Below are 19,269 nucleotides of genomic sequence, written 5' to 3' on the forward strand. Positions count from 1 at the left end.
ACAAAAAAATGAGGCGGTACGTTTGGAAAAGGAGAATCAGCCGCCTTCAGGCGGCTGTGTGTTGAAACTCGCACAATATTTGCGTGATAGCTTAGGGCAAGATCAGCCGCCTTCAGGCGGCTGTGTGTTGAAACACCTCCCAAAGAAGCGGAGCGCGGTTTTTTAGACTCAGCCGCCTTCAGGCGGCTGTGTGTTGAAACCCCGAATACGCCGAACAACGCGCCGCAAACGCAAATCAGCCGCCTTCAGGCGGCTGTGTGTTGAAACCCCGAATACGCCGAACAACGCGCCGCAAACGCAAATCAGCCGCCTTCAGGCGGCTGTGTGTTGAAACTATCTGAATACCGCTTTTTTCGTCTTTATACGGATCAGCCGCCTTCAGGCGGCTGTGTGTTGAAACTATTTTTTAAAGAAAATGCAACACAATACAGGGCGTCAGCCGCCTTCAGGCGGCTGTGTGTTGAAACTTGAGTCATTTCAGGCCCCGCATATTCACGAGCAGTCAGCCGCCTTCAGGCGGCTGTGTGTTGAAACAGGCGATGATTTCGACCTTCGCAAAGTTCGGAAAGTCAGCCGCCTTCAGGCGGCTGTGTGTTGAAACTATTTTTTAAAGAAAATGCAACACAATACAGGGCGTCAGCCGCCTTCAGGCGGCTGTGTGTTGAAACTTTGGAAAAACACTGCATTCCTACCCTGTATCCCTCAGCCGCCTTCAGGCGGCTGTGTGTTGAAACTTTGGAAAAACACTGCATTCCTACCCTGTATCCCTCAGCCGCCTTCAGGCGGCTGTGTGTTGAAACTATATAAGCGGCGGTGGTACTGTTCTCAATATTCTTCAGCCGCCTTCAGGCGGCTGTGTGTTGAAACCCTTGCCTTATGGCTGTTGTTAACATCAAGAGATCAGCCGCCTTCAGGCGGCTGTGTGTTGAAACTCCACTGCTCTACAAGGTAGTCAATGGCTTTGTTCAGCCGCCTTCAGGCGGCTGTGTGTTGAAACAAAAGAAGTGGCAGCAAAACAGGTTGGCAGAACCATCAGCCGCCTTCAGGCGGCTGTGTGTTGAAACGTTTGCGCCCGCCGCCCCGGTATTTCCTGACGGGTCAGCCGCCTTCAGGCGGCTGTGTGTTGAAACCGCCAACAGATTGTCGGCAGCGGCAAGGGCTGCGTCAGCCGCCTTCAGGCGGCTGTGTGTTGAAACCAAGTAGTACAACGTCCGTTGGTCGTCGTCCGACTTCAGCCGCCTTCGGGCGGCTGTGTGTTGAAACCTGCTGCGTGTAGCCGTAGTCTTTCAAGGCGCGGCTCAGCCGCCTTCAGGCGGCTGTGTGTTGAAACCCCGACATTCTCGCTTGCGACAGGCTGCCCGAACTCAGCCGCCTTCAGGCGGCTGTGTGTTGAAACGGCGCGGACGACATCCGCTTCCTGCGCGAACTGGGTTTGTAAACCCTTTAAAGGACAATCTGATTCCCCGACAGCTTCAAATCCTGTCGGGGCTGACGCAAAAATGCCGTCTGAACTTGGTTTCAGACGGCATTTTGTTTTAATCGGGAATATCTTTGTTAAAAAATGGGTTGATATTATCTGCATATATTAATATAATGATAATTATTATTAATCAAATAGGGGAAAAGTAGGGATGCGTAAACTGAATTATTTCAGCATTGCCTTGCTGCCGTTGATGCTGGCAGCCTGTGGCGGCAATTTCGGCGTGCAGTCTGTTGCCAAACCAACGCCGACCGCGCAAATCCCGTCAGATTCCAAACCGTCCAAACCTGAGGACGTTCCCACTCCGCCTCCTGCCAAACCCTCTATAGAAACCACGCCGGTCAATCAACCCGCCGTCGGTGCGGCAATGCGGCTGTTGAGGCGGAATATCGCAACTTCTGATAAGGATGGCAATGATTTTCCAAATAGCAAACAAGCAGAAGAAAAGCTGTCGTTTAAAGAAGGTGATGTTCTGTTTTTATACGGTTCAAAAAAAGATAAACTTCAGTGGCTTAAGGATAAAATTCATCAACGCAATCCTAATGTAGAAATTAGGACATCAGAAAATGAAAATAAAAAATATGGTTATGAATTTGTGGATGCCGGTTATGTATATACTAAAAACGGAACAGATGAAATTGAGTGGACTTCAAATCGCAAGCAGTTTACCTACCGGTTTGGTCATGACGGTTTTGTATATTATTCCGGAGAACATCCTTCCCAATCTTTACCGAGCGCGGGAACGGTGCAATATTCCGGTAACTGGCAATATATGACCGATGCCATACGTCATCGAACAGGAAAAGCAGGAGATCCTAGTGAAGATTTGGGTTATATCGTTTATTACGGTCAAAATGTCGGAGCAACTTCTTATGCTGCGACTGCCGACGACCGGGAGGGAAAACATCCTGCCGAATATACGGTTGATTTCGATAAGAAAACTTTGACGGGTAAATTAATTAAAAATCAGTATGTGCAAAAGAAAACCGATGAAAAGAAACCACTGACCATTTACAACATTACTGCAACATTGGACGGCAACCGCTTTACCGGCAGTGCCAGGGTCAATCCTGATTTAGCGAAAAACCATGCCAAGAAGGAGCATTTGTTTTTCCATGCCGATGCCGATCAGCGGCTTGAGGGCGGTTTTTTCGGCGATAAGGGGGAAGAGCTTGCCGGACGGTTTATCAGCAACGACAACAGCGTATTCGGCGTATTCGCAGGCAAACAAAAAACAGACGCATCAGGCACAAATCCTGCTATGCCGTCTGAAAAACACACCAAAATCTTGGATTCTCTAAAAATTTCCGTTGACGAGGCGACTGATAAAAATGCCCGCCAGTTTGCCATTTCCTCTATGCCCGATCTTGGTCATCCCGACAAACTTCTTGTCGAAGGGCGTGAAATTCCTTTGGTAAACCAAGAACAAACCATCGTTCTTGCCGACGGTAGGAAAATGACCGTCCGTGCTTGTTGCGATTTTCTGACCTATGTGAAACTCGGACGGATAAAAACCGACCGCCCGGCAAGTAAACCAAAGGCGGAAGATAAAGGGAAGGATGAAGAGGATACAGGCGTTGATAACGGCGAAGAAGGCACGGAAGATGAAGCCGCAGAAGGCAGCGAAGGAGGCGAAGACGAAATCGGCGATGAAGAAGGAAGTGCGGAAGACGAAGCCGCAGAAAACGAAGGCAGCGAAGAAGACGAAGCCGCAGAAAACGAAGGCAGCGAAGAAGACGAAGGTGAAGAAGCTGAAGACCCCGAAGAAGAATCGCCGGAAGAAGGCGGCGGTTCAGACGGCATCCCGCCCGCTTCGGAAGCCCCTAAAGGCAGGGACATCGACCTTTTCCTGAAGGGTATCCGCACGGCAGAAACGAATATTCCGCAAATTGGAAAAGCACGCTATACCGGCACTTGGGAAGCGCGTATCAGCAAACCCATTCAATGGGACAATCATGCGGATAAAAAAGCGGCAAAAGCAGAATTTGACGTTGATTTCGGCGGGAAATCGATTTCTGGAACGCTGACGGAGAAAAACGGTGTAGAAGCTGCTTTCTATATTGAAAAAGGTGTGATTGATGGCAACGGTTTCCACGCGACAGCGCGCACTCGGGATAACGGCATCAATCTTTCGGGAAATGGTTCGACTAATCCTCAAAGTTTCAAAGCCTACAATCTTCTTGTAACGGGCGGCTTTTACGGCCCGCAGGCGGAGGAATTGGGCGGTACTATTTTCAATAATGATGGGAAATCTCTTGGTATAACTGAAGATACTGAAAATGAAGTTGAAGCTGAAGCTGAAGCTGGTGTTGACGAACAGTTAAAACCTGAAGTTAAACCTCAATTCGGCGTGGTATTCGGTGCGAAGAAAGATAATAAAGAGGTGGAAAAATGAATAAGAAACACAGTTTTCCGCTTACCCTGACCGCCTTGGCCATTGCAGCCGCTTTCCCATCATATGCGGCAAACCCCGAAACGGCGGCATCTGATGCGGCGCAAAGTCAATCATTGAAGGAGATTACCGTCCGTGCCGCCAAAGTGGGACGGCGATCGAAAGAGGCGACCGGTTTGGGCAAAATCGTCAAAACGTCGGAAACGTTGAACAAAGAACAGGTACTCGGTATCCGCGACCTGACGCGCTACGATCCGGGCGTGGCCGTCGTCGAACAAGGTAACGGCGCGAGCGGCGGTTATTCGATACGGGGCGTGGATAAAAACCGTGTGGCGGTTTCAGTCGACGGTGTTGCCCAAATACAGGCGTTTACCGTGCAGGGTGCATTGAGCGGATACGGCGGACGCGGCGGCAGCGGTGCAATCAACGAAATCGAATATGAAAACGTCGGTACGGTAGAAATCGACAAAGGTGCCGGTTCTTCCGATCACGGCAGCGGTGCGCTCGGCGGAGCAGTCTCCCTCCGCACCAAAGAGGCGGCAGACCTGATTTCAGACGGCAAAAGTTGGGGGATACAGGCAAAAACCGCCTACGGCAGTAAAAACCGCCAATTTATGAAGTCGCTCGGCGCGGGTTTCAGTAAGGACGGTTGGGAAGGGCTGTTAATCCGAACCGAACGCCAAGGGCGGGAAACGCGCCCGCACGGCGATATTGCGGACGGGGTGGAATACGGCATAGACCGTTTGGACGCGTTCCGCCAGACATACGATATTCAGAGTCCGAATAAAAAGGCGGAATATTTCCTGGCGGAGGGCGAGAGTGAGCTCAAGCCTGTGGCAAAATTGGCGGGCAACGGGAAATATTTGAAAAACCAGCTCAACCGCTGGGTGGAAGAACGCCGTTCAAAAGGTCAGGCTTTAAACAGTGAAGAAGAAGCGATGGTGCGGGAGGCGCAGGCGCGCCACGAAAACCTGTCCGCCCAATCGTACACAGGCGGCGGCAGGATATTGCCCGATCCGATGGATTACCGCAGCGGTTCGTGGCTTGCCAAGCTGGGCTACCGCTTCGGCGGCAGGCATTATGTCGGCGGCGTGTTTGAGGATACCAAACAGCGTTACGACATCCGCGATATGACGGAAAAACAGTATTACGGTACGGACGAGGCGAAAAAGTTTAGCGACAAGAGCGGGGTGTACGACGGCAACGATTTCCGCGACGGCTTGTATTTTGTGCCGAATATAGAAGCGTGGGATAAAAACAAAGAAAAATGGGTCAAGGGCATAGGTTTGAAATATTCCCGCACCAAATTTATAGACGAACATCACCGCCGCCGCCGTATGGGTTTGCTGTACCGTTATGAAAACGAAGCGTATTCTGACAATTGGGCGGACAAGGCGGTGTTGTCGTTTGACAAACAGGGCGTGGCAACCGACAACAACACGCTGAAGCTGAATTGCGCCGTGTATCCTGCCGTGGACAAATCCTGCCGCGCGTCGGCAGACAAGCCGTATTCCTACGACAGCAGCGACCGTTTCCACTACCGCGAACAGCACAATGTTTTGAATGCCTCGTTTGAGAAGTCGCTGAAAAACAAATGGACGAAACACCATCTGACTTTGGGCTTCGGTTACGATGCTTCCAAAGCGATCTCCCGCCCCGAACAGCTTTCCCACAATGCGGCAAGGATTTCGGAATACTCGGATTACACCGATAAGGGAGACAAGTATCTTTTGGGTAAGCCCGAAGTTGTCGAAGGGTCGGTCTGCGGCTACATCGAAACCCTGCGTTCCCGCAAATGCGTGCCAAGAAAAATCAACGGCAGCAATATCCACATTTCTTTGAACGACCGTTTTTCAATCGGTAAATATTTTGATTTCAGCTTGGGCGGCAGGTATGACCGGCAAAACTTCACCACGTCGGAAGAACTCGTCCGCAGCGGGCGGTATGTTGACCGTTCGTGGAACAGCGGCATCGTGTTCAAACCGAACCGGCATTTTTCCGTGTCTTACCGCGCCTCCAGCGGCTTCAGAACGCCCTCCTTCCAAGAGCTTTTCGGGATAGACATTTATCACGATTATCCGAAAGGCTGGCAGCGTCCCGCCCTGAAATCGGAAAAGGCAGCCAACCGAGAAATCGGTTTGCAGTGGAAGGGCGATTTCGGCTTTTTGGAAATCAGCAGCTTCCGCAACCGCTATACCGATATGATTGCCGTTGCCGATCAAAAAACCAAATTGCCGGATTCAACAGGACGATTGACAGAGATTGATATACGCGATTATTACAATGCCCAAAATATGTCGCTCCAAGGCATTAATATATTGGGAAAAATCGACTGGAACGGCGTGTACGGCAAACTGCCCGAAGGTTTGTACACGACTTTGGCGTACAACCGTATCAAACCGAAATCGGTATCCAACCGGCCGGACTTGTCTCTCCGCAGCTATGCTTTGGATGCGGTACAGCCGTCGCGTTATGTTTTGGGGTTCGGATACGACCAGCCCGAGGGGAAATGGGGCGCAAACATTATGCTGACCTATTCCAAAGGGAAAAACCCTGACGAGCTTGCTTATCTGGCAGGCGATCAAAAACGATATTCGGCAGGAAGGGTTACGTCTTCTTGGAAAACGGCAGACGTTTCCGCCTATCTGAATCTGAAAAAACGGCTGACCTTGAGGGCGGCTATCTACAATATCGGCAACTACCGCTACGTTACTTGGGAATCCTTGCGCCAGACTGCGGAAAGCACGGCAAACCGACGCAGCGAAGACAGTAACTATGGAAGGTATGCCGCACCGGGTAGGAACTTCAGCCTCGCGCTTGAAATGAAGTTTTAAAGGAAATGCCGTCTGAAAGCTTGATCTGCACCCCAAAAGTCGGACTAAACCGCCAACTGATTAAGGTGCAGGTTTTTTTGATTCAATATAAAAAGATTTCCGCCGTCATTCCCGCGAAGGCGGGAATCTAGACATTCAATGCTAAGGCAATTTATCGGGAATGACTGAAACTCAAAAAACCGGATTCCCACTTTCGTGGGAATGACGTGGTGCAGGTTTCCGTACGGATGAATTCGTCATTCCCGCGAAGGCGGGAATCTAGACATTCAATGCTAAGGCAATTTATCGGGAATGACTGAAACTCAAAAAGCTGGATTCCCACTTTCGTGGGAATGACGGGATGCAGGTTTCCGTATGGATGGATTCGTCATTCCCGCGCAGGCGGGAATCTAGACATTCAATGCTAAGGCAATTTATCGGGAATGACTGAAACTCAAAAAACTGGATTCCCACTTTCGTGGGAATGACGAATTTCAGGTTGCTGTTTTTGGTTTTCTGTTTTTGTGAAAATAACAGGATTTTAGCTTGTGGGTATTTACCGGAAAAAACAGAAATCGCTCCGCCGTCATTCCCGCGCAGGCGGGAATCTAGACATTCAATGCTAAGGCAATTTATCGGAAATGACTGAAACTCAAAAAACTGGATTCCCACTTTCGTGGGAATGACGCGATTAGAGTTTCAAAATTTATTCTAAATAGCTGAAACTCAACGCACTGGATTCCCGCCTGCGCGGGAATGACGAAGTGGAAGTTACCCGAAACTTAAAACAAGCGAAACCGAACGAACCGGATTCTCGCTTGCGCGGGAATGACGGGATTAAGTTTTCAAAATTCATCAGAAATTACTGATTTAATAACATAAATTTTTTAGATTATAGTGGATTAACAAAAATCAGGACAAGGCGACGAAGCCGCAGACAGTACAAATAGTACGGAACCGATTCACTTGGTGCTTCAGCACCTTAGAGAATCGTTCTCTTTGAGCTAAGGCGAGGCAACGCCGTACTGGTTTTTGTTAATCCACTATAAGTCATTCCGGCGGCAATTTTTGTTGCTTTAACGGGATAGGCGGTTGGCGGTTGCGATAAAGGTGGCAACTTTGGCGGGGTCTTTTTTGCCTTTAGACGCTTCCACGCCGCCGGATACATCGACCGCTTCCGCTCCGGTGATGCGGACGGCTTCGCCGACGTTTTCAGGGGTCAGCCCGCCGGCAAGCACCCACGGTTTGCCCGAATATTCCGCCAACAGCGTCCAGTCGAAGCGGTGTCCGGTGCCGCCATATTCCGAAGGATGGTAGGCATCGAACAGCAGTGCCTGAGCGTTGGGAAAACGGTGGGTGGCGTTTTGGATGTCTGATGCCGTCTGAACACGAATGGCTTTGATATAGGGGCGGTGGAACTGGCGGCAGAATGTGTCGTCTTCGTCGCCGTGGAATTGGATGATGTGTATCGGCACTTCGGCAAGGATGCGGCGGATGTTTTGCGCACTTTCATTGACGAAAAGGGCGACAATGCTGACAAACGGCGGTAGTGCGGCGGTGATTTTTTTGGCGCGGGCAATATCGACGGCCCGGCTGCTGCCTTGGAAAAAGACCAGTCCGACGGCATCCGCACCTGCCGCTGCGGCGGCTGCTGCGTCTTCCGGTGTGGTGATGCCGCAGATTTTGGTGCGGATTTTCCTCATTCGGTATTCCTTTATTTGGGAAACGGCGCGTTTGCACCATTTCAGACGGCATTCCCGATCAGTCGATTTTGATGTATTCGACAGAAAGGATTTCAATTTCCTCACGGCCTTCCGGCGTGTTTAAAACCACTTCGTCGCCTTCGCGCGCTTTAATCAGGCAACGCGCCAACGGCGAAATCCAAGAAATTTTGTTTTGCGCGGTATCGATTTCGTCGATGCCGACGATTTTGACGGTTTGCTCGCGCCCGTCGCCGCGCAACAGACCGACGGTCGCGCCGAAAAACACTTGGTCGGTCGCTTCGCGCAATTCGGGATCGACGACGACGGCAGCCTCCAAACGTTTGGTCAGGAAACGGATGCGGCGGTCGATTTCGCGCATACGGCGTTTGCCGTAAAGATAGTCGCCGTTTTCGCTGCGGTCGCCGTTGCCTGCCGCCCAGTTGACGATTTGTACGATTTCGGGGCGTTCTTTGTTGACCAGCCGGTAAAGTTCGTCTTTCAATGCCTGCCAGCCGGCGGGCGTAATGTAGTTTTTGGTTTCGGTACTCATATTGCGTGCGGATAAAGCGGGAAATGTGATGCCGATATGGGAAATGCCGTCTGAAAACCCGGCGTTCGGATTTCAGACGGCATCGCGGTTTGGGAAGCCTTATTCTTCGTCGCCCGCATCGCTGATGCTGATGCTGTGTTCCATCCTGCTCGGGTGGATTTTCAGACCGCCGCAGCCGGATTTCTCGGCAGACAGGCGGTCGAGGTAGGCATCATCGATGTCGCCTGTCTGATAAATGCCGTTGAAACAGGACGAATCGAAGGATTCGATTTTCGGATTGAGTGCTTTGACGACGGCTTCCAAATCGCCCAAGTCTTGAAACACGATGCCGTCCGCGCCGATTTCGGCGGCGATTTCCGCCGCGCTGCGCCCATTGGCAATCAACTCTTCGCGCGTGGGCATATCGATGCCGTATACGTTGGGATAGCGCACTTCGGGCGCAGCGGAGGCGATATAGACTTTGCGCGCGCCAGCCGCGCGTACCATTTCGACGATTTCGCGGCTGGTCGTACCGCGTACGATGGAGTCGTCCACCAGCAACACGCTTTTGCCTTCAAATTCGGTTTCCATCGGGCTGAGTTTTTGGCGCACGGATTTTTTGCGCGTCGACTGACCGGGCATGATAAAGGTGCGGCCGATATAGCGGTTTTTAATCAACCCTTCGCGGTAAGGCTTTTTGAGGTGGACGGCAAGTTCCATCGCACTGGGGCGGCTGGTGTCGGGAATGGGCATCACGACGTCGATGTCGTCCACGGGTAGCTCGCGTTTGATTTTTTCCGCCAGCGACACGCCCATGTCCATGCGCGACTGGTAAACGGACACGCCGTCAATCACGGAGTCGGGACGGGCAAAATAGACGTATTCAAAAAGGCAGGGGCTGAGTTTGGCGCAGTCGCTGCATTGGCGGGCAATCATTGTGCCGTCAAAGCCGACAAATACCGCTTCGCCCGGCCGGATATCGCGTTCCAAATCGTAGGCAAGCGCGTTGAAGGCGACGGATTCGGAGGCGACTGCATAGGATTTTCTGCCGGTTTCGTCGGTTTGCGAACCCAATGCCAGCGGACGGATGCCGTAAGGATCGCGGAAGGCGACCATGCCGTAGCCCGCAATCATGGCAACCACGCCGTATGCGCCGCGCACCAGGCGGTGGACTTCGGCAACGGCGTTGAAAATATTGTCGGCATTGAGCCGGTGCGGGTCGGCGTTTTTAGAGACTTCGCGGCGCAATTCGTGCGCGAATACGTTGAGCAAGACTTCGGAATCGGAGCCGGTGTTGATGTGGCGCAGGTGTTTGTTGCACACGTTTTCATACAGTTCGGCCGTGTTGGTGAGGTTGCCGTTGTGCGCCAAAACGATGCCGAACGGCGAGCTGACGTAGAAAGGCTGCGCCTCCGCGCTGCTGCCGGCGTTGCCCGCCGTGGGATAACGGACGTGGGCGATGCCGGCATTGCCGGTCAAATCGCGCATATTGCGTGTACGGAACACTTCGCGCACCATACCTTTGCCTTTGTGCATATGGAACGTGCCGCCTTCCGCCGTTGCAATGCCCGCCGCATCCTGCCCCCTGTGCTGCAACATCTGCAAACCGTCGTACAGAAGCTGGTTCACGGGTTCATGACTGACCAAACCTAATACGCCGCACATATCGTCTTCTCCGATTCGAGGTTTAAGGGTAAAACGGAATTATAAAGCAAACGGCGGCTTTTTGCCCGAATTGTTGACAATGCCCGATGATGGGCGGGCAGGCGCGGTATGGCGGATAAAGCCGGGCCAGTTATGCGGGCGGCGTGTGCGGCAGGGAAAATATTTCCCGCAAAAATGCCGTCTGAAGGCTTCAGACGGCATTTTGAAACCCAGTGAGATAAATATAAGGGGTCTGTGAGATAAATGGGATTAAGTTGGATGAGGATGGATGAAGGGGGATGGGAAATTTGTAACAACGTTGCACTGGGTGCAACAAAACGGGGCGGGCGAATTTGCCCGCTTTTTTATTTCCGGACACCCCGTGCCAAAGCATCGAGGGCGACATCCAGCAGGCGGGATTCGGCACCGGCCTGAAGCGTATCGCCTTTGCTCATCGGCAGGTAGGGACGGGCGGGGATTTTGACCTGTTTGACCCTGCGGAATCCGTCGCCGACTTTGAATACAACCCTTGCCAAGCGGCAAAACGGCGTTTTAGGTCGGTCAGGGGTCGGTCAGAAACGGTTTTGTGCGGATGAAGGGCGGCAGGCGGCCAGCTTATGCGCCTACAGGCGCATAAACGGGCGGGCTCCGGGGATTAAAGGGGATGGTTGGCCGTGGCCTTTTCCAGCAGTTCGGATGAGAAAAGCAGGGTGTTGTACAGCTGCTCGGTGTGTTTATCAGAATTTTCGGCAAATGAAGCAATGGCGGCCAGCAGGTCGGCCACGCGCCCGATTTGCTGATAGGCGGCTTCGTTCAAGATATAAACGCCGCTGCGGTCAAGAAAACAGCGCGGGGTATCGGATTCGGAGAAAGAGGGCGAAATCGCCTATTGATTGACTTTTGTCATGATGTTTACCTTTCTGTGTGGCTGGATGCCGCCTTTCCGTTTCCACACGGTGGGGCGGCGGGCAAAGGGCAGAGGGTGGAAAACCGATACACAGAATCGGCAAGGCTTGCGCCTTCCTCTACCCCCGCCTGCCATTGAAAGGTAAAACAGGGGAATGCAGATAGAAAAACCGCTGGGCATTCGGGCTATCGGGTAGCTCTGATGCTCTGGGCGGCTTCTGCCTGTGTGAATCAGCTTTCCACAGCTGGCCGCTGAATTGGCAGTGGCATGGGGATAATGCCGCCGCGGGTGGGGTTTGTCAAGCGGTTTGTTCCGTGGCTGCCATTTGCTGGATTTCGCCCAATTCGGCATTAACGGCGGCAATCTGCCCGAATTCGGCCAGTTGCGCGGCCAATTCCGCCCGCTTGGCTTCCAGTTCGGCCAATTCCGCTTCCAGCGCGGCGATGGTTTCGCGCCGCTCGGCCACAGTGGGCAGGTCGGCATTGCCCCATTTGTCGCCAATCTGCGCCTTGATGGCCGCCATCATGGTGTTGTAAACCGTATCGGGCATAAAACAGCAAATCATGCGGCGGAAAATATAATGCTCGTTGCGGAAATCATTTAGGGCTGAAACGTTGGTATAAATGCCGTCCAGCAGCCAATGGCGCATCCATAAGCCGTTAATGGCCTGCTTATCGTGCAAAGGCTTGTTATCCAGCGTATACAGGCTCCAAGTGTTTACACCGCCGCTTTCCCTGCGTGGTGCTTCCAATAACTCCCTGCCGATTTCGGCAAGGTATTTTTCGCCTTCAATCCGAATACTTTTTTTCAGGTATTCGCCGAAGTCGTCCAAATTAACGGGCATATCCAGCAGCCGCTTGATTTCGTCCTTCCGTTTGCCGATTTCGGCAAGGGTGTTTTCGTATTCGGTGCGTACTTTCCGCAATTCCCCTGAAATAGAGGCAAGGGCGGATTGTAGGATTTTCGGTTTTTGCATGATGGTTTCCTTTCGGATCAATAATCGGTTTGCCTGATGCAGGCGATAACTGCGTTGTAATAGCTGGTTTCTGGGTGTTCCAGCATATAGGCGCGGGCTAATGCGTCCAGTCTGTAGGATTCGTTCGGATATTCGGGTTCTGAAAAGCAAATCTCCTGTTCGAAGGTAACAAAGCATTCGCTGTTTTCCGCAAAATTCAGGGCTTCCATGCCCTTCACGGCGGGGCTGTTCAGAAAGGCGATATGGTTCAGTCTGATTCCGCCGTATTTCATTCTGTCGAAACCTGCGGAAACGTGCCGATAAATGCCGCGCCGAATCAAATTAACCAGCTCGGCGGTGGCGTAGGCCAGTGCGTATAGTTTGCCGTCGGTAAATTCCAATTTACTAACTATGCCTAAAGGCTCCGGCGGTGTTTTGCATTGCGCGGGATGGCCGATATACAGCGGGGCGGGGTTCGGGTTGTTTTCTCCTTTCGGTCGTCGGTTGAATTCGTCGGCCACGTCTTGCAGCAGTTCGTTTGTAAAATGGTGCATTCTGCCGTTTGAATCCCTGTGGTTGCCGATGCGGGAAAGCTGGAAACGTTTCAATTCAAGATTCATCTTTCAATATTCCGTAAATCAATTGCAGGGAAACGCCGTATTTGGCGGCCAGTTCGGCGCGCGTGTAATTACCCGTGGCAAAGTCGGCACGGATGGCTAACCGCCGCTCTTCCGCAGTACATAAAACGCCTTTTTTGAAATACACAGTCATACCGCCGAACTCTTCGGCTATGCCGTCTGAAACGGCCAATGCGGCAGCGGCTATTGTGCCGCTTTGAACGCCGCGCCGTTTCAGCACTTCGGTTACCTTTTCGGCAATATGGGTTAATACTTCGTCAATACCGATGGTTTGCCTTTTCTTCATGCCTAAGCTCCTGTTTCAATAATCAGTTTTTCCATGCCGTCCACAATTTGCAGGTCGTCTATCGGCGTTTTAATGGCTCCCGTTTCCTTTAGCAGGGCGGTTTTGTCCAATTCCTCTTTCACGCGAATAAAGCGGGTCAGGCGGCGGCGTTTCAGGGCGGAAAGGATGGCCGAAATATCGCCCGTAATTTCTACTTTTGCGGGTTGTTTGCGCCATTTGATGCAGCCTGTGCCGATGGCCGCGCTCTTGCCCTTGCCGCCCGTCAATTCTTCGCGGTGTTTGGCGGCATAGGCTTCAATGTCGGCTTTCAGGCGGCCTATTTCGCCGTTGTCGGCGGCGGCTTCCTGTTAGTGTTTGGCCTGTAGGGCGGCAATCTTGGCTTGCAGCTTGGCGGCCTTGTCGGCGCGGCGGCGTTCCAGTTTGCCAAACTGGGCAAAGGCGGCTTGCAGTTCGGCTAGGGTTTTCATGCGGGTTTCCTTTCGGTTTGGCGGCTCTCGGCCAGTTGTTTGATATAGTCGTTTACTTCGCTTTCCAGCCAGCCCGTGGCATTGGCGGAAACTTTGAACGGCTGCGGAAATGCGGGGTCGTAAAGGCGGTGTTTCGGGTTGGTTTTGTACCAAACCGCCGATAACGAAAGCCCCGTTTTTCGGGCTACTTCTTTCGCCCTTAATACGGCTTCTTGCATGGTCTATCTCCTGATACTGGGTACACGCTATTGCATGGCGTTGGATGGCATTAAACAGCTTCGGCGGTTGAAAAGTCTTTTAAACGGGTTTAAAAAAACAGTTTAAAAATTTCCGTTTTTTGTAATGCTGTTGCACAAACAACAGACGCAAAAAAGCCCGCCAAATGGCGGGATGGTTTTCAGGTAGCCTCATTGCTGGCGGCGGGCTTGCTCATAGTGGCCGCGCAGATAGTCGGCATACCATTGCATCATTTCCGTTCTTTCGCTCAAGTATTCTGCCCGATTGTAGGCGGCGCGGATGCGGTTTTCTTCAACGTGGGCTAGCTGCCGTTCTATCGCATCATGGTTATACCCCTGTTCGTTCAATATACTGCTTGCCAAGCTGCGGAAGCCGTGCGGGGTGGCAATGCCTTTGTAGCCCATGCCGTTGATGATTTTGCCGAAGGTGTTTTCACTGATATAGCCGCCTGTGGCGGTGCGGCTGGGAAACAGAAAGTCGCTATGCCCCGTGATGGTGTGCAGTTCGGCCAGAAGTTTCATTGTCCAATCGGCAAGCGGTACAAGATGGGCGCGGGGGCGAAACCTATAACGAAGATCGTTGGATTGAACGTGGCCGCCAAGCAATGAGGCAGACCGTTGAAGGTATGTTTGAGCTTGGTCGTGTCCTAATTGTGTTGAAAGAACACATGACTTGGGAAAAGTTCGCAGACGTCTGCGAAGTTTTTGGGATGAGTGTCATGTTCGATTACTTCCTGTTTGCTCATTTTTTGCTCTCCAAAATGCACGCCAGCGTGCATTTTCAAATTCGGTTAACTCGTTGGTCGGTCTCTTCCAACTTGCCTTTTAGATATTCGGTCTTCGGCACGAGCAGCGCAACAGCTCACGCAAGCCACCCGCCGTTTTGCCACCGTATTGGGACTGTGAGACGATGTACGGCAAAGGCATTTTTGCCAAAGCCGACTTTGAACGGCTGGCCGAACAGCTGCGCCACATCAAAGGGCGCTTCCTGCTGTCGATTAACGACGTGCCGGCCATTAGGGAGATCTTCACCGGCTTCCAGTTTAAAGAGGTCAGCCTGCGCTACAGCATCAATAAGGAGGTTACTACTGAGGCTGACGAACTGTTGATTGCCAACTACCCCATCAACACGGAGCAGGCAGAGTCGGCTTGATGTAAAAAATCCCACCAAGTAAGGTGGGATTTGTAACGTTGTTGCACAGGGTGCAATAATATCAGGACTGATTTATCGCGCCGAAGTGGGGATATTTATCGCGCGCGTCTTCAGCATTTTTTACGCGGTTTCCGCCGCCGCGCGGGGCTTGAAGCGGAACACTTCCGCCGCCGTGTGAGCATCGCCCAAACCGCCTGCCGCCGTCGGCACTACCCCTATCAGGGCGGGCGGTACGCGGCGCACCGTGGGCATATTGCAGAGCGAAATCTTGAATCAACTAGCCAAACGATAAGCCAACGACACAAACGAACCCAAAGCAGGGGATGGGGGATGAGCCGATGATTACCGAGAACGAACGCGACAGGCGAACAGCCGCATGGCTGATAGAGATCTACGGGGCAGAAGCCGTAGCGGAAGCAGAAACCCGCATTGCGGGCGCGAGAAAGCCCTATCCGAGCAATATCGCTAAAGTATTGGGGGCTAGCCTACCCGAAGCCCTAAAACGCACAGAAAACGCCGCAGCGCGCCAAAAACTGGCATCAATGCGGCGGATGTTGGAAAGTAAGAGGGGCTAGACAACTTGATTTTTGTATAATCTTGCCCTACTATTCAAACAAGGCATTGCCTTGTGAGTGCAAAGGCGTTGGAACTAAGTTTACCCAAGGTTGCACTTACTCAAATTTAAAGCCCCTGCTTGTTAGCGGGTGCTTTTATAAAATATAAAAGATAAAAGTTAATATAGCACCTAGCAATAATGCACCTAGTATTTTTAATTTACTTTTTGTATCTTTCTCTTGCCACGGTTTTTCATCAAAAAGTTCACTAAAAAAATCAAAGACAGTGTGCCAAATAGCTTTCCATAGTTCCATTTTGTTTCTTCAATAAAATAATTCAAAAAATCCCTACGCAGAATTTGCGTAGGGATAAATTTTACAATCCCATTAGGGCGATTGTAACAGGTGAGCGCCAACGAGCGGCAGCAGTATTTGTACACGCGCGAGTGGCAAAATTCCTGTAAATACTTTCAAACCATTTAGATAGCAATTTGCCTAATTGTTTTTTTCCAATTTTTCCAATCAGAATTTGAACAGGAAAACGTTTGTAGAGTAATTTTTGAGTAACTTCATTGGACGGTTGCGTTTTTAATGTTTAAAACCCCGTTTTTGGCGATGTCCTCTGAAATTAGAATCGGCTTGATGCCGTCTGAAACGCCAGCAGGGCAATCAATCGTCTTCCGGAGTTTCCGCCGTGCCGCCGCTATGGTTCAACACGGCTTCGGAAAGCGATACAAAAAACGGCAGTGTGTAAGATTGCCGCCATTCTTCGGTATCGGGCAGGTCGGTTTTTGAAGCAAGCATGACCAGCAGGGTAACAATCAAAACGCCTTCCAATGCACCGAATACGCCGCCCAAAATGCGGTTGGCAAAGCCCAAACCGACCGCCGAAACTGCGCCGGTCAGCAGCGAACGGAGCATTTTCTGGATCAGACAGGCAATGACGAACAGGGAAATGAACGACAGAGCCAATGCAAACAGGCGGGGTTGGAACGAGGCAAAGGCGAGGTCGGCGAAGGGTGCGGCAAAGAGTTTGGCGAAAAAAAAGGAAATCACCCATGCCGCCATTGAGCCTGCCTCCGCAATCACGCCGCGCATCGCGGATAGCACGATGCAGGCGGCGATGACGGCGGAGACGAGGAGGTCGGCAACGGGGAGGCTATTCATTCGTTACCTGGCCGGCGATGCCGTGCACGCGCAGTTTGTTCAAATCGCGTTCGGCATCCCTTGCGTTTTTATAGTTGCTTGATTTGACGCGGTAAACTTTGCCGTTGTCGGTCATGATTTCGGTAATGGTCGAATCGATACCCGCCGCCTTCATTTTGCGCTGGAGGCTCAAGGCGCGTTCTTTTTCGGCATAACCTGCCTGAATGGCGGCTTTTTTACCGGATTTTTCGGATTTTTCTTTTTCGGCGGTTTTGGTCTTGTCCGCTTTGTCGCTTTTTTGTGCCGTTTCGTGTTTTTTGCCGTCCGAATGGTCTTTTTCGGCTGTTTTTTTGCCTTCAGCCTTGTCGGCTTTTTTCGCTTCTTTTACCGCGCTGTCGGATTTTGCCGTATCCGGTTTGGTTTTTTCGGCGGCAGTTTTTGGTTTGTCGGCAACTTTTTCGGCGGTTTTGGTTTCTTTGGCTTTGGGCTTGGCTTCGGCAGTGCGTTCCGCTTTTTGCGGTTTTGTTTCGGCAGTGCGTTTCGGTTTTTCAACCGCTACCGTATCCGTACTGTCGGCAGTTGCCGGCACTTTTTCGGCAGCGCGTTGTTTTGCCTGCTTCGGTGCGGTTTGGGCAGTTTCTGCCTGTTGCAGTTTCTCGGATGCTTCCAAACCTTTGATGTTGCTGTCTTCGAGGCGGTCGTTAATCAACACCAGCGGCGCGCCTACGTTTTCAGGCTCGCTGATTTCGCTGTCGGCGGCAGAAGGCTTGTCTTCGCCTGCCAAGTCCTGCGGTTTGTCGGCGGCGGTTTCCCCGTTTTCGGCGGCGGATTTCAAAGTCGGGGTTTGTGCCGAACTTGCCGCTTTGTTTTCTACGCTGCTTGTTCCGCCGGCAGTCTGTTCGGCAGGATCATTTTCGGCAGGGCCGGAACTGAGGGCGGCCGCCAGCAGGATGCAGGAGGCGGCAACCAGGCAGCTTGCCGTTACGAGGCGGCGGCGGTTGCGCCGTTTGAGCTGTTCGTAACCGGTCAGGACTTCGTTTTGTTTGTTTTCGGACATGGAAGATTCCTTTTACAGTACCGACATCACGTCGGCAACGGTATGAAATGAGCCGAATACGACGATTCTGTCGTTTTCGCCCGCTTTTGAGGCTGCCGCACGGTACGCGTCGCGGACGGCGGCGAATGTCTGTATGTTTTCGATGTGGTGTTGTTCCAATTTGGCTTTCAGTGCATCCGCAGTCATGCCGCGCGGCACGTCCAAAGGCGCGATATACCATTCGTCAAACTGGTCTTTAACGGTTTCCAACACGCCGTCTATGTCTTTGTCGGACAACATGCTGAACACGGCGGTGCGCTTTTGCGCGTAGGCAAGGTTGATCAGGCTGCGGCGCAGGGCGCGGGCGGCGTGGGGGTTGTGTCCGACATCCAATACGGTCAGCGGCCGGCCGGGCAGGACTTGGAAGCGTCCGGGATTTTCAACCAGCAGCAATCCGCGTTTGATTGCACCGATGTCCACCGGCAGTCTGTCGTCGAGGCATTCCAACACGGTCAGCGCGCAGGCGGCGTTGGAGAGCTGGTATGCGCCGCGCAATGCAGGGAAGGGCAGGGCATTGCGGTTGCGTGCGGGGCCGTCTGAATGCTGCGGCCGGAAGCGGTAGTTCCATTGGATGTTTTCCATCGCGTGAAACTCGAAATCGCGCTGCACCATCAGCAGTTTCGCGCCTATGGCTTCGGCGTGTGCGACCAACGATTCGGGCGCGGGGTTTTGACCGCAGATTGCGGGTTTGCCGCTGCGGAACACGCCTGCTTTTTCAAAGCCGACCTGCTCGACTGTATCGCCCAAAAATGCCTGATGGTCCAAATCCACGCTGGTAACCACCGCGCAATCGCAGTCGAACACGTTGACTGCGTCCAAGCGTCCGCCCAAGCCGACTTCCAATATCATCACGTCAACCTGTTCGTGCATAAAGATGTCGACAGCCGCCAAGGCATTGAATTCAAAATAAGTCAGTGATATTTCGCCGCGCGCGGCTTCGATGCGCTCGAAAGAGGCAATAATCGTATCGTCCGAAACGGGTTCGGCGTTGACGGCGATGCGTTCGTTGTAACGCAATAAATGCGGGCTGGTCAGCGTACCGACTTTGAAGCCTGCCTGTTTGTAAATCTGTGTCAGATAGGCGCAGACCGAACCTTTGCCGTTTGTTCCCGCGACGACGACGACGGGACATTGAGGCTCGAGTTTCATGCGTTTTTTCACTTCGCCTACGCGCTCCAAACCCATGTCGATCAAACCGCTGCTGTGGGCGGTTTCCAAATGCGAGAGCCAGTCTTGTAGTGTTTTCATGAGTGTTTCGTTTTCAAATGCC

At 52.2% G+C, this 19,269-nt stretch carries 20 protein-coding genes, 2 pseudogenes and 1 CRISPR repeat array (1 of these 23 running past the window's edge); of the genes and pseudogenes, 5 read left to right on the forward strand and 17 right to left on the reverse strand.

The window, feature by feature from the left end:
- A CRISPR array of direct repeats spans positions 1-1,396; the repeat unit is 32 nt; unit sequence TCAGCCGCCTTCAGGCGGCTGTGTGTTGAAAC; it begins 1,414 nt to the left of the window's first position.
- Positions 1,397-1,631: 235 nt separating this feature from the next.
- The 3 genes from Q9I99_RS04330 to Q9I99_RS04340 are packed head-to-tail and all read left to right on the forward strand — an operon-like array spanning position 1,632 to position 6,837.
- Complete coding sequence (locus tag Q9I99_RS04330) at positions 1,632-3,875, forward strand: transferrin-binding protein-like solute binding protein (RefSeq protein WP_301668324.1); 2,244 nt, start codon at positions 1,632-1,634, stop codon at positions 3,873-3,875.
- Positions 3,872-6,706, forward strand: coding sequence for a lactoferrin/transferrin family TonB-dependent receptor (locus Q9I99_RS04335; protein WP_301668323.1), 2,835 nt, complete (start codon positions 3,872-3,874; stop codon positions 6,704-6,706). The genes Q9I99_RS04330 and Q9I99_RS04335 overlap by 4 nt, the downstream gene beginning before the upstream one ends.
- Positions 6,707-6,711: 5 nt before the next feature.
- A complete protein-coding gene (locus Q9I99_RS04340; protein WP_301668322.1) occupies positions 6,712-6,837 on the forward strand; it encodes a hypothetical protein in 126 nt (41 codons plus the stop codon).
- Positions 6,838-7,761: 924 nt separating this feature from the next.
- Here Q9I99_RS04340 and Q9I99_RS04345 read toward each other — a convergent pair.
- The 12 genes and pseudogenes from Q9I99_RS04345 to Q9I99_RS04400 all read right to left on the reverse strand — a co-directional run.
- Positions 7,762-8,388, reverse strand: coding sequence for a phosphoribosylanthranilate isomerase (locus Q9I99_RS04345; RefSeq protein WP_301668321.1), 627 nt, complete (start codon positions 8,386-8,388; stop codon positions 7,762-7,764).
- Between the two features lie 58 nt (positions 8,389-8,446).
- On the reverse strand, positions 8,447-8,938 hold the full coding sequence (gene greB / locus Q9I99_RS04350; protein WP_002258501.1) for a transcription elongation factor GreB: 492 nt from the start codon (positions 8,936-8,938) through the stop codon (positions 8,447-8,449).
- A 99-nt stretch (positions 8,939-9,037) separates the two neighbouring features.
- The gene (gene purF, locus Q9I99_RS04355; protein ID WP_301668320.1) at positions 9,038-10,582 is read right to left on the reverse strand and encodes an amidophosphoribosyltransferase; all 1,545 of its coding nucleotides are present in this window, start codon (positions 10,580-10,582) and stop codon (positions 9,038-9,040) included.
- 39 nt (positions 10,583-10,621) lie between these two features.
- Positions 10,622-10,783 (reverse strand): hypothetical protein, encoded by a 162-nt coding sequence (locus tag Q9I99_RS04360; protein WP_301668319.1) that lies wholly within the window; start codon positions 10,781-10,783, stop codon positions 10,622-10,624.
- Positions 10,784-10,926: 143 nt separating this feature from the next.
- Positions 10,927-11,097, reverse strand: coding sequence for a phage virion morphogenesis protein (locus tag Q9I99_RS04365; RefSeq protein WP_301668318.1), 171 nt, complete (start codon positions 11,095-11,097; stop codon positions 10,927-10,929).
- Between the two features lie 119 nt (positions 11,098-11,216).
- A complete protein-coding gene (locus Q9I99_RS04370; RefSeq protein ID WP_301668317.1) occupies positions 11,217-11,378 on the reverse strand; it encodes a hypothetical protein in 162 nt (53 codons plus the stop codon).
- A 388-nt stretch (positions 11,379-11,766) separates the two neighbouring features.
- Complete coding sequence (locus tag Q9I99_RS04375; protein WP_301668316.1) at positions 11,767-12,444, reverse strand: hypothetical protein; 678 nt, start codon at positions 12,442-12,444, stop codon at positions 11,767-11,769.
- 17 nt (positions 12,445-12,461) lie between these two features.
- Positions 12,462-13,043 (reverse strand): phage protease, encoded by a 582-nt coding sequence (locus Q9I99_RS04380; RefSeq protein ID WP_301668315.1) that lies wholly within the window; start codon positions 13,041-13,043, stop codon positions 12,462-12,464.
- Positions 13,033-13,347, reverse strand: coding sequence for a Mor transcription activator family protein (locus Q9I99_RS04385; protein ID WP_301668314.1), 315 nt, complete (start codon positions 13,345-13,347; stop codon positions 13,033-13,035). The genes Q9I99_RS04380 and Q9I99_RS04385 overlap by 11 nt, the downstream gene beginning before the upstream one ends.
- 2 nt (positions 13,348-13,349) lie before the next feature.
- Positions 13,350-13,679: pseudogene (locus tag Q9I99_RS04390) on the reverse strand (host-nuclease inhibitor Gam family protein); the annotation flags it as partial.
- Positions 13,680-13,810: 131 nt separating this feature from the next.
- Positions 13,811-14,032, reverse strand: a complete 222-nt coding sequence (locus Q9I99_RS04395; RefSeq protein ID WP_204812197.1) for a helix-turn-helix transcriptional regulator — start codon at positions 14,030-14,032, stop codon at positions 13,811-13,813.
- Between the two features lie 189 nt (positions 14,033-14,221).
- A pseudogene (locus tag Q9I99_RS04400) lies at positions 14,222-14,608 on the reverse strand (tyrosine-type recombinase/integrase); the annotation flags it as partial.
- A 325-nt stretch (positions 14,609-14,933) separates the two neighbouring features.
- Here Q9I99_RS04400 and Q9I99_RS04405 point away from each other — a divergent pair.
- Positions 14,934-15,203, forward strand: a complete 270-nt coding sequence (locus Q9I99_RS04405) for a DNA adenine methylase (protein ID WP_301668400.1) — start codon at positions 14,934-14,936, stop codon at positions 15,201-15,203.
- Positions 15,204-15,323: 120 nt separating this feature from the next.
- Here the strand turns inward: Q9I99_RS04405 and Q9I99_RS04410 are convergent, their stop codons facing one another.
- A complete protein-coding gene (locus Q9I99_RS04410) occupies positions 15,324-15,455 on the reverse strand; it encodes a hypothetical protein (RefSeq protein WP_301668313.1) in 132 nt (43 codons plus the stop codon).
- Between the two features lie 86 nt (positions 15,456-15,541).
- On the opposite strand from Q9I99_RS04410, the gene Q9I99_RS04415 reads away from it, so the two are divergent.
- Entirely contained in the window at positions 15,542-15,778 is a 237-nt protein-coding gene (locus tag Q9I99_RS04415) for a CppA family protein (RefSeq protein WP_301668312.1), read from the forward strand.
- Positions 15,779-15,913: 135 nt separating this feature from the next.
- Here the strand turns inward: Q9I99_RS04415 and Q9I99_RS04420 are convergent, their stop codons facing one another.
- From Q9I99_RS04420 to folC, 4 genes are all read right to left on the reverse strand, one after another.
- Positions 15,914-16,072, reverse strand: coding sequence for a hypothetical protein (locus Q9I99_RS04420; protein WP_003708978.1), 159 nt, complete (start codon positions 16,070-16,072; stop codon positions 15,914-15,916).
- A 354-nt stretch (positions 16,073-16,426) separates the two neighbouring features.
- Positions 16,427-16,924: a CvpA family protein gene (locus tag Q9I99_RS04425; RefSeq protein ID WP_301668311.1), complete on the reverse strand. Its 498-nt coding sequence runs from the start codon at positions 16,922-16,924 to the stop codon at positions 16,427-16,429.
- Positions 16,917-17,960 carry a cell division protein FtsN gene (gene ftsN / locus Q9I99_RS04430; protein WP_301668310.1) on the reverse strand — a complete coding sequence of 348 codons (1,044 nt, stop codon included), beginning with the start codon at positions 17,958-17,960 and terminating at the stop codon, positions 16,917-16,919. Before ftsN ends, Q9I99_RS04425 begins: the two co-directional genes overlap by 8 nt.
- A 12-nt stretch (positions 17,961-17,972) precedes the next feature.
- Positions 17,973-19,247: a bifunctional tetrahydrofolate synthase/dihydrofolate synthase gene (folC, locus tag Q9I99_RS04435; RefSeq protein ID WP_301668309.1), complete on the reverse strand. Its 1,275-nt coding sequence runs from the start codon at positions 19,245-19,247 to the stop codon at positions 17,973-17,975.
- Positions 19,248-19,269: the final 22 nt, after the last annotated feature.

This window comes from Neisseria basseii (assembly GCF_962707005.1).
In the GTDB taxonomy this organism is placed as follows: domain Bacteria; phylum Pseudomonadota; class Gammaproteobacteria; order Burkholderiales; family Neisseriaceae; genus Neisseria; species Neisseria bergeri.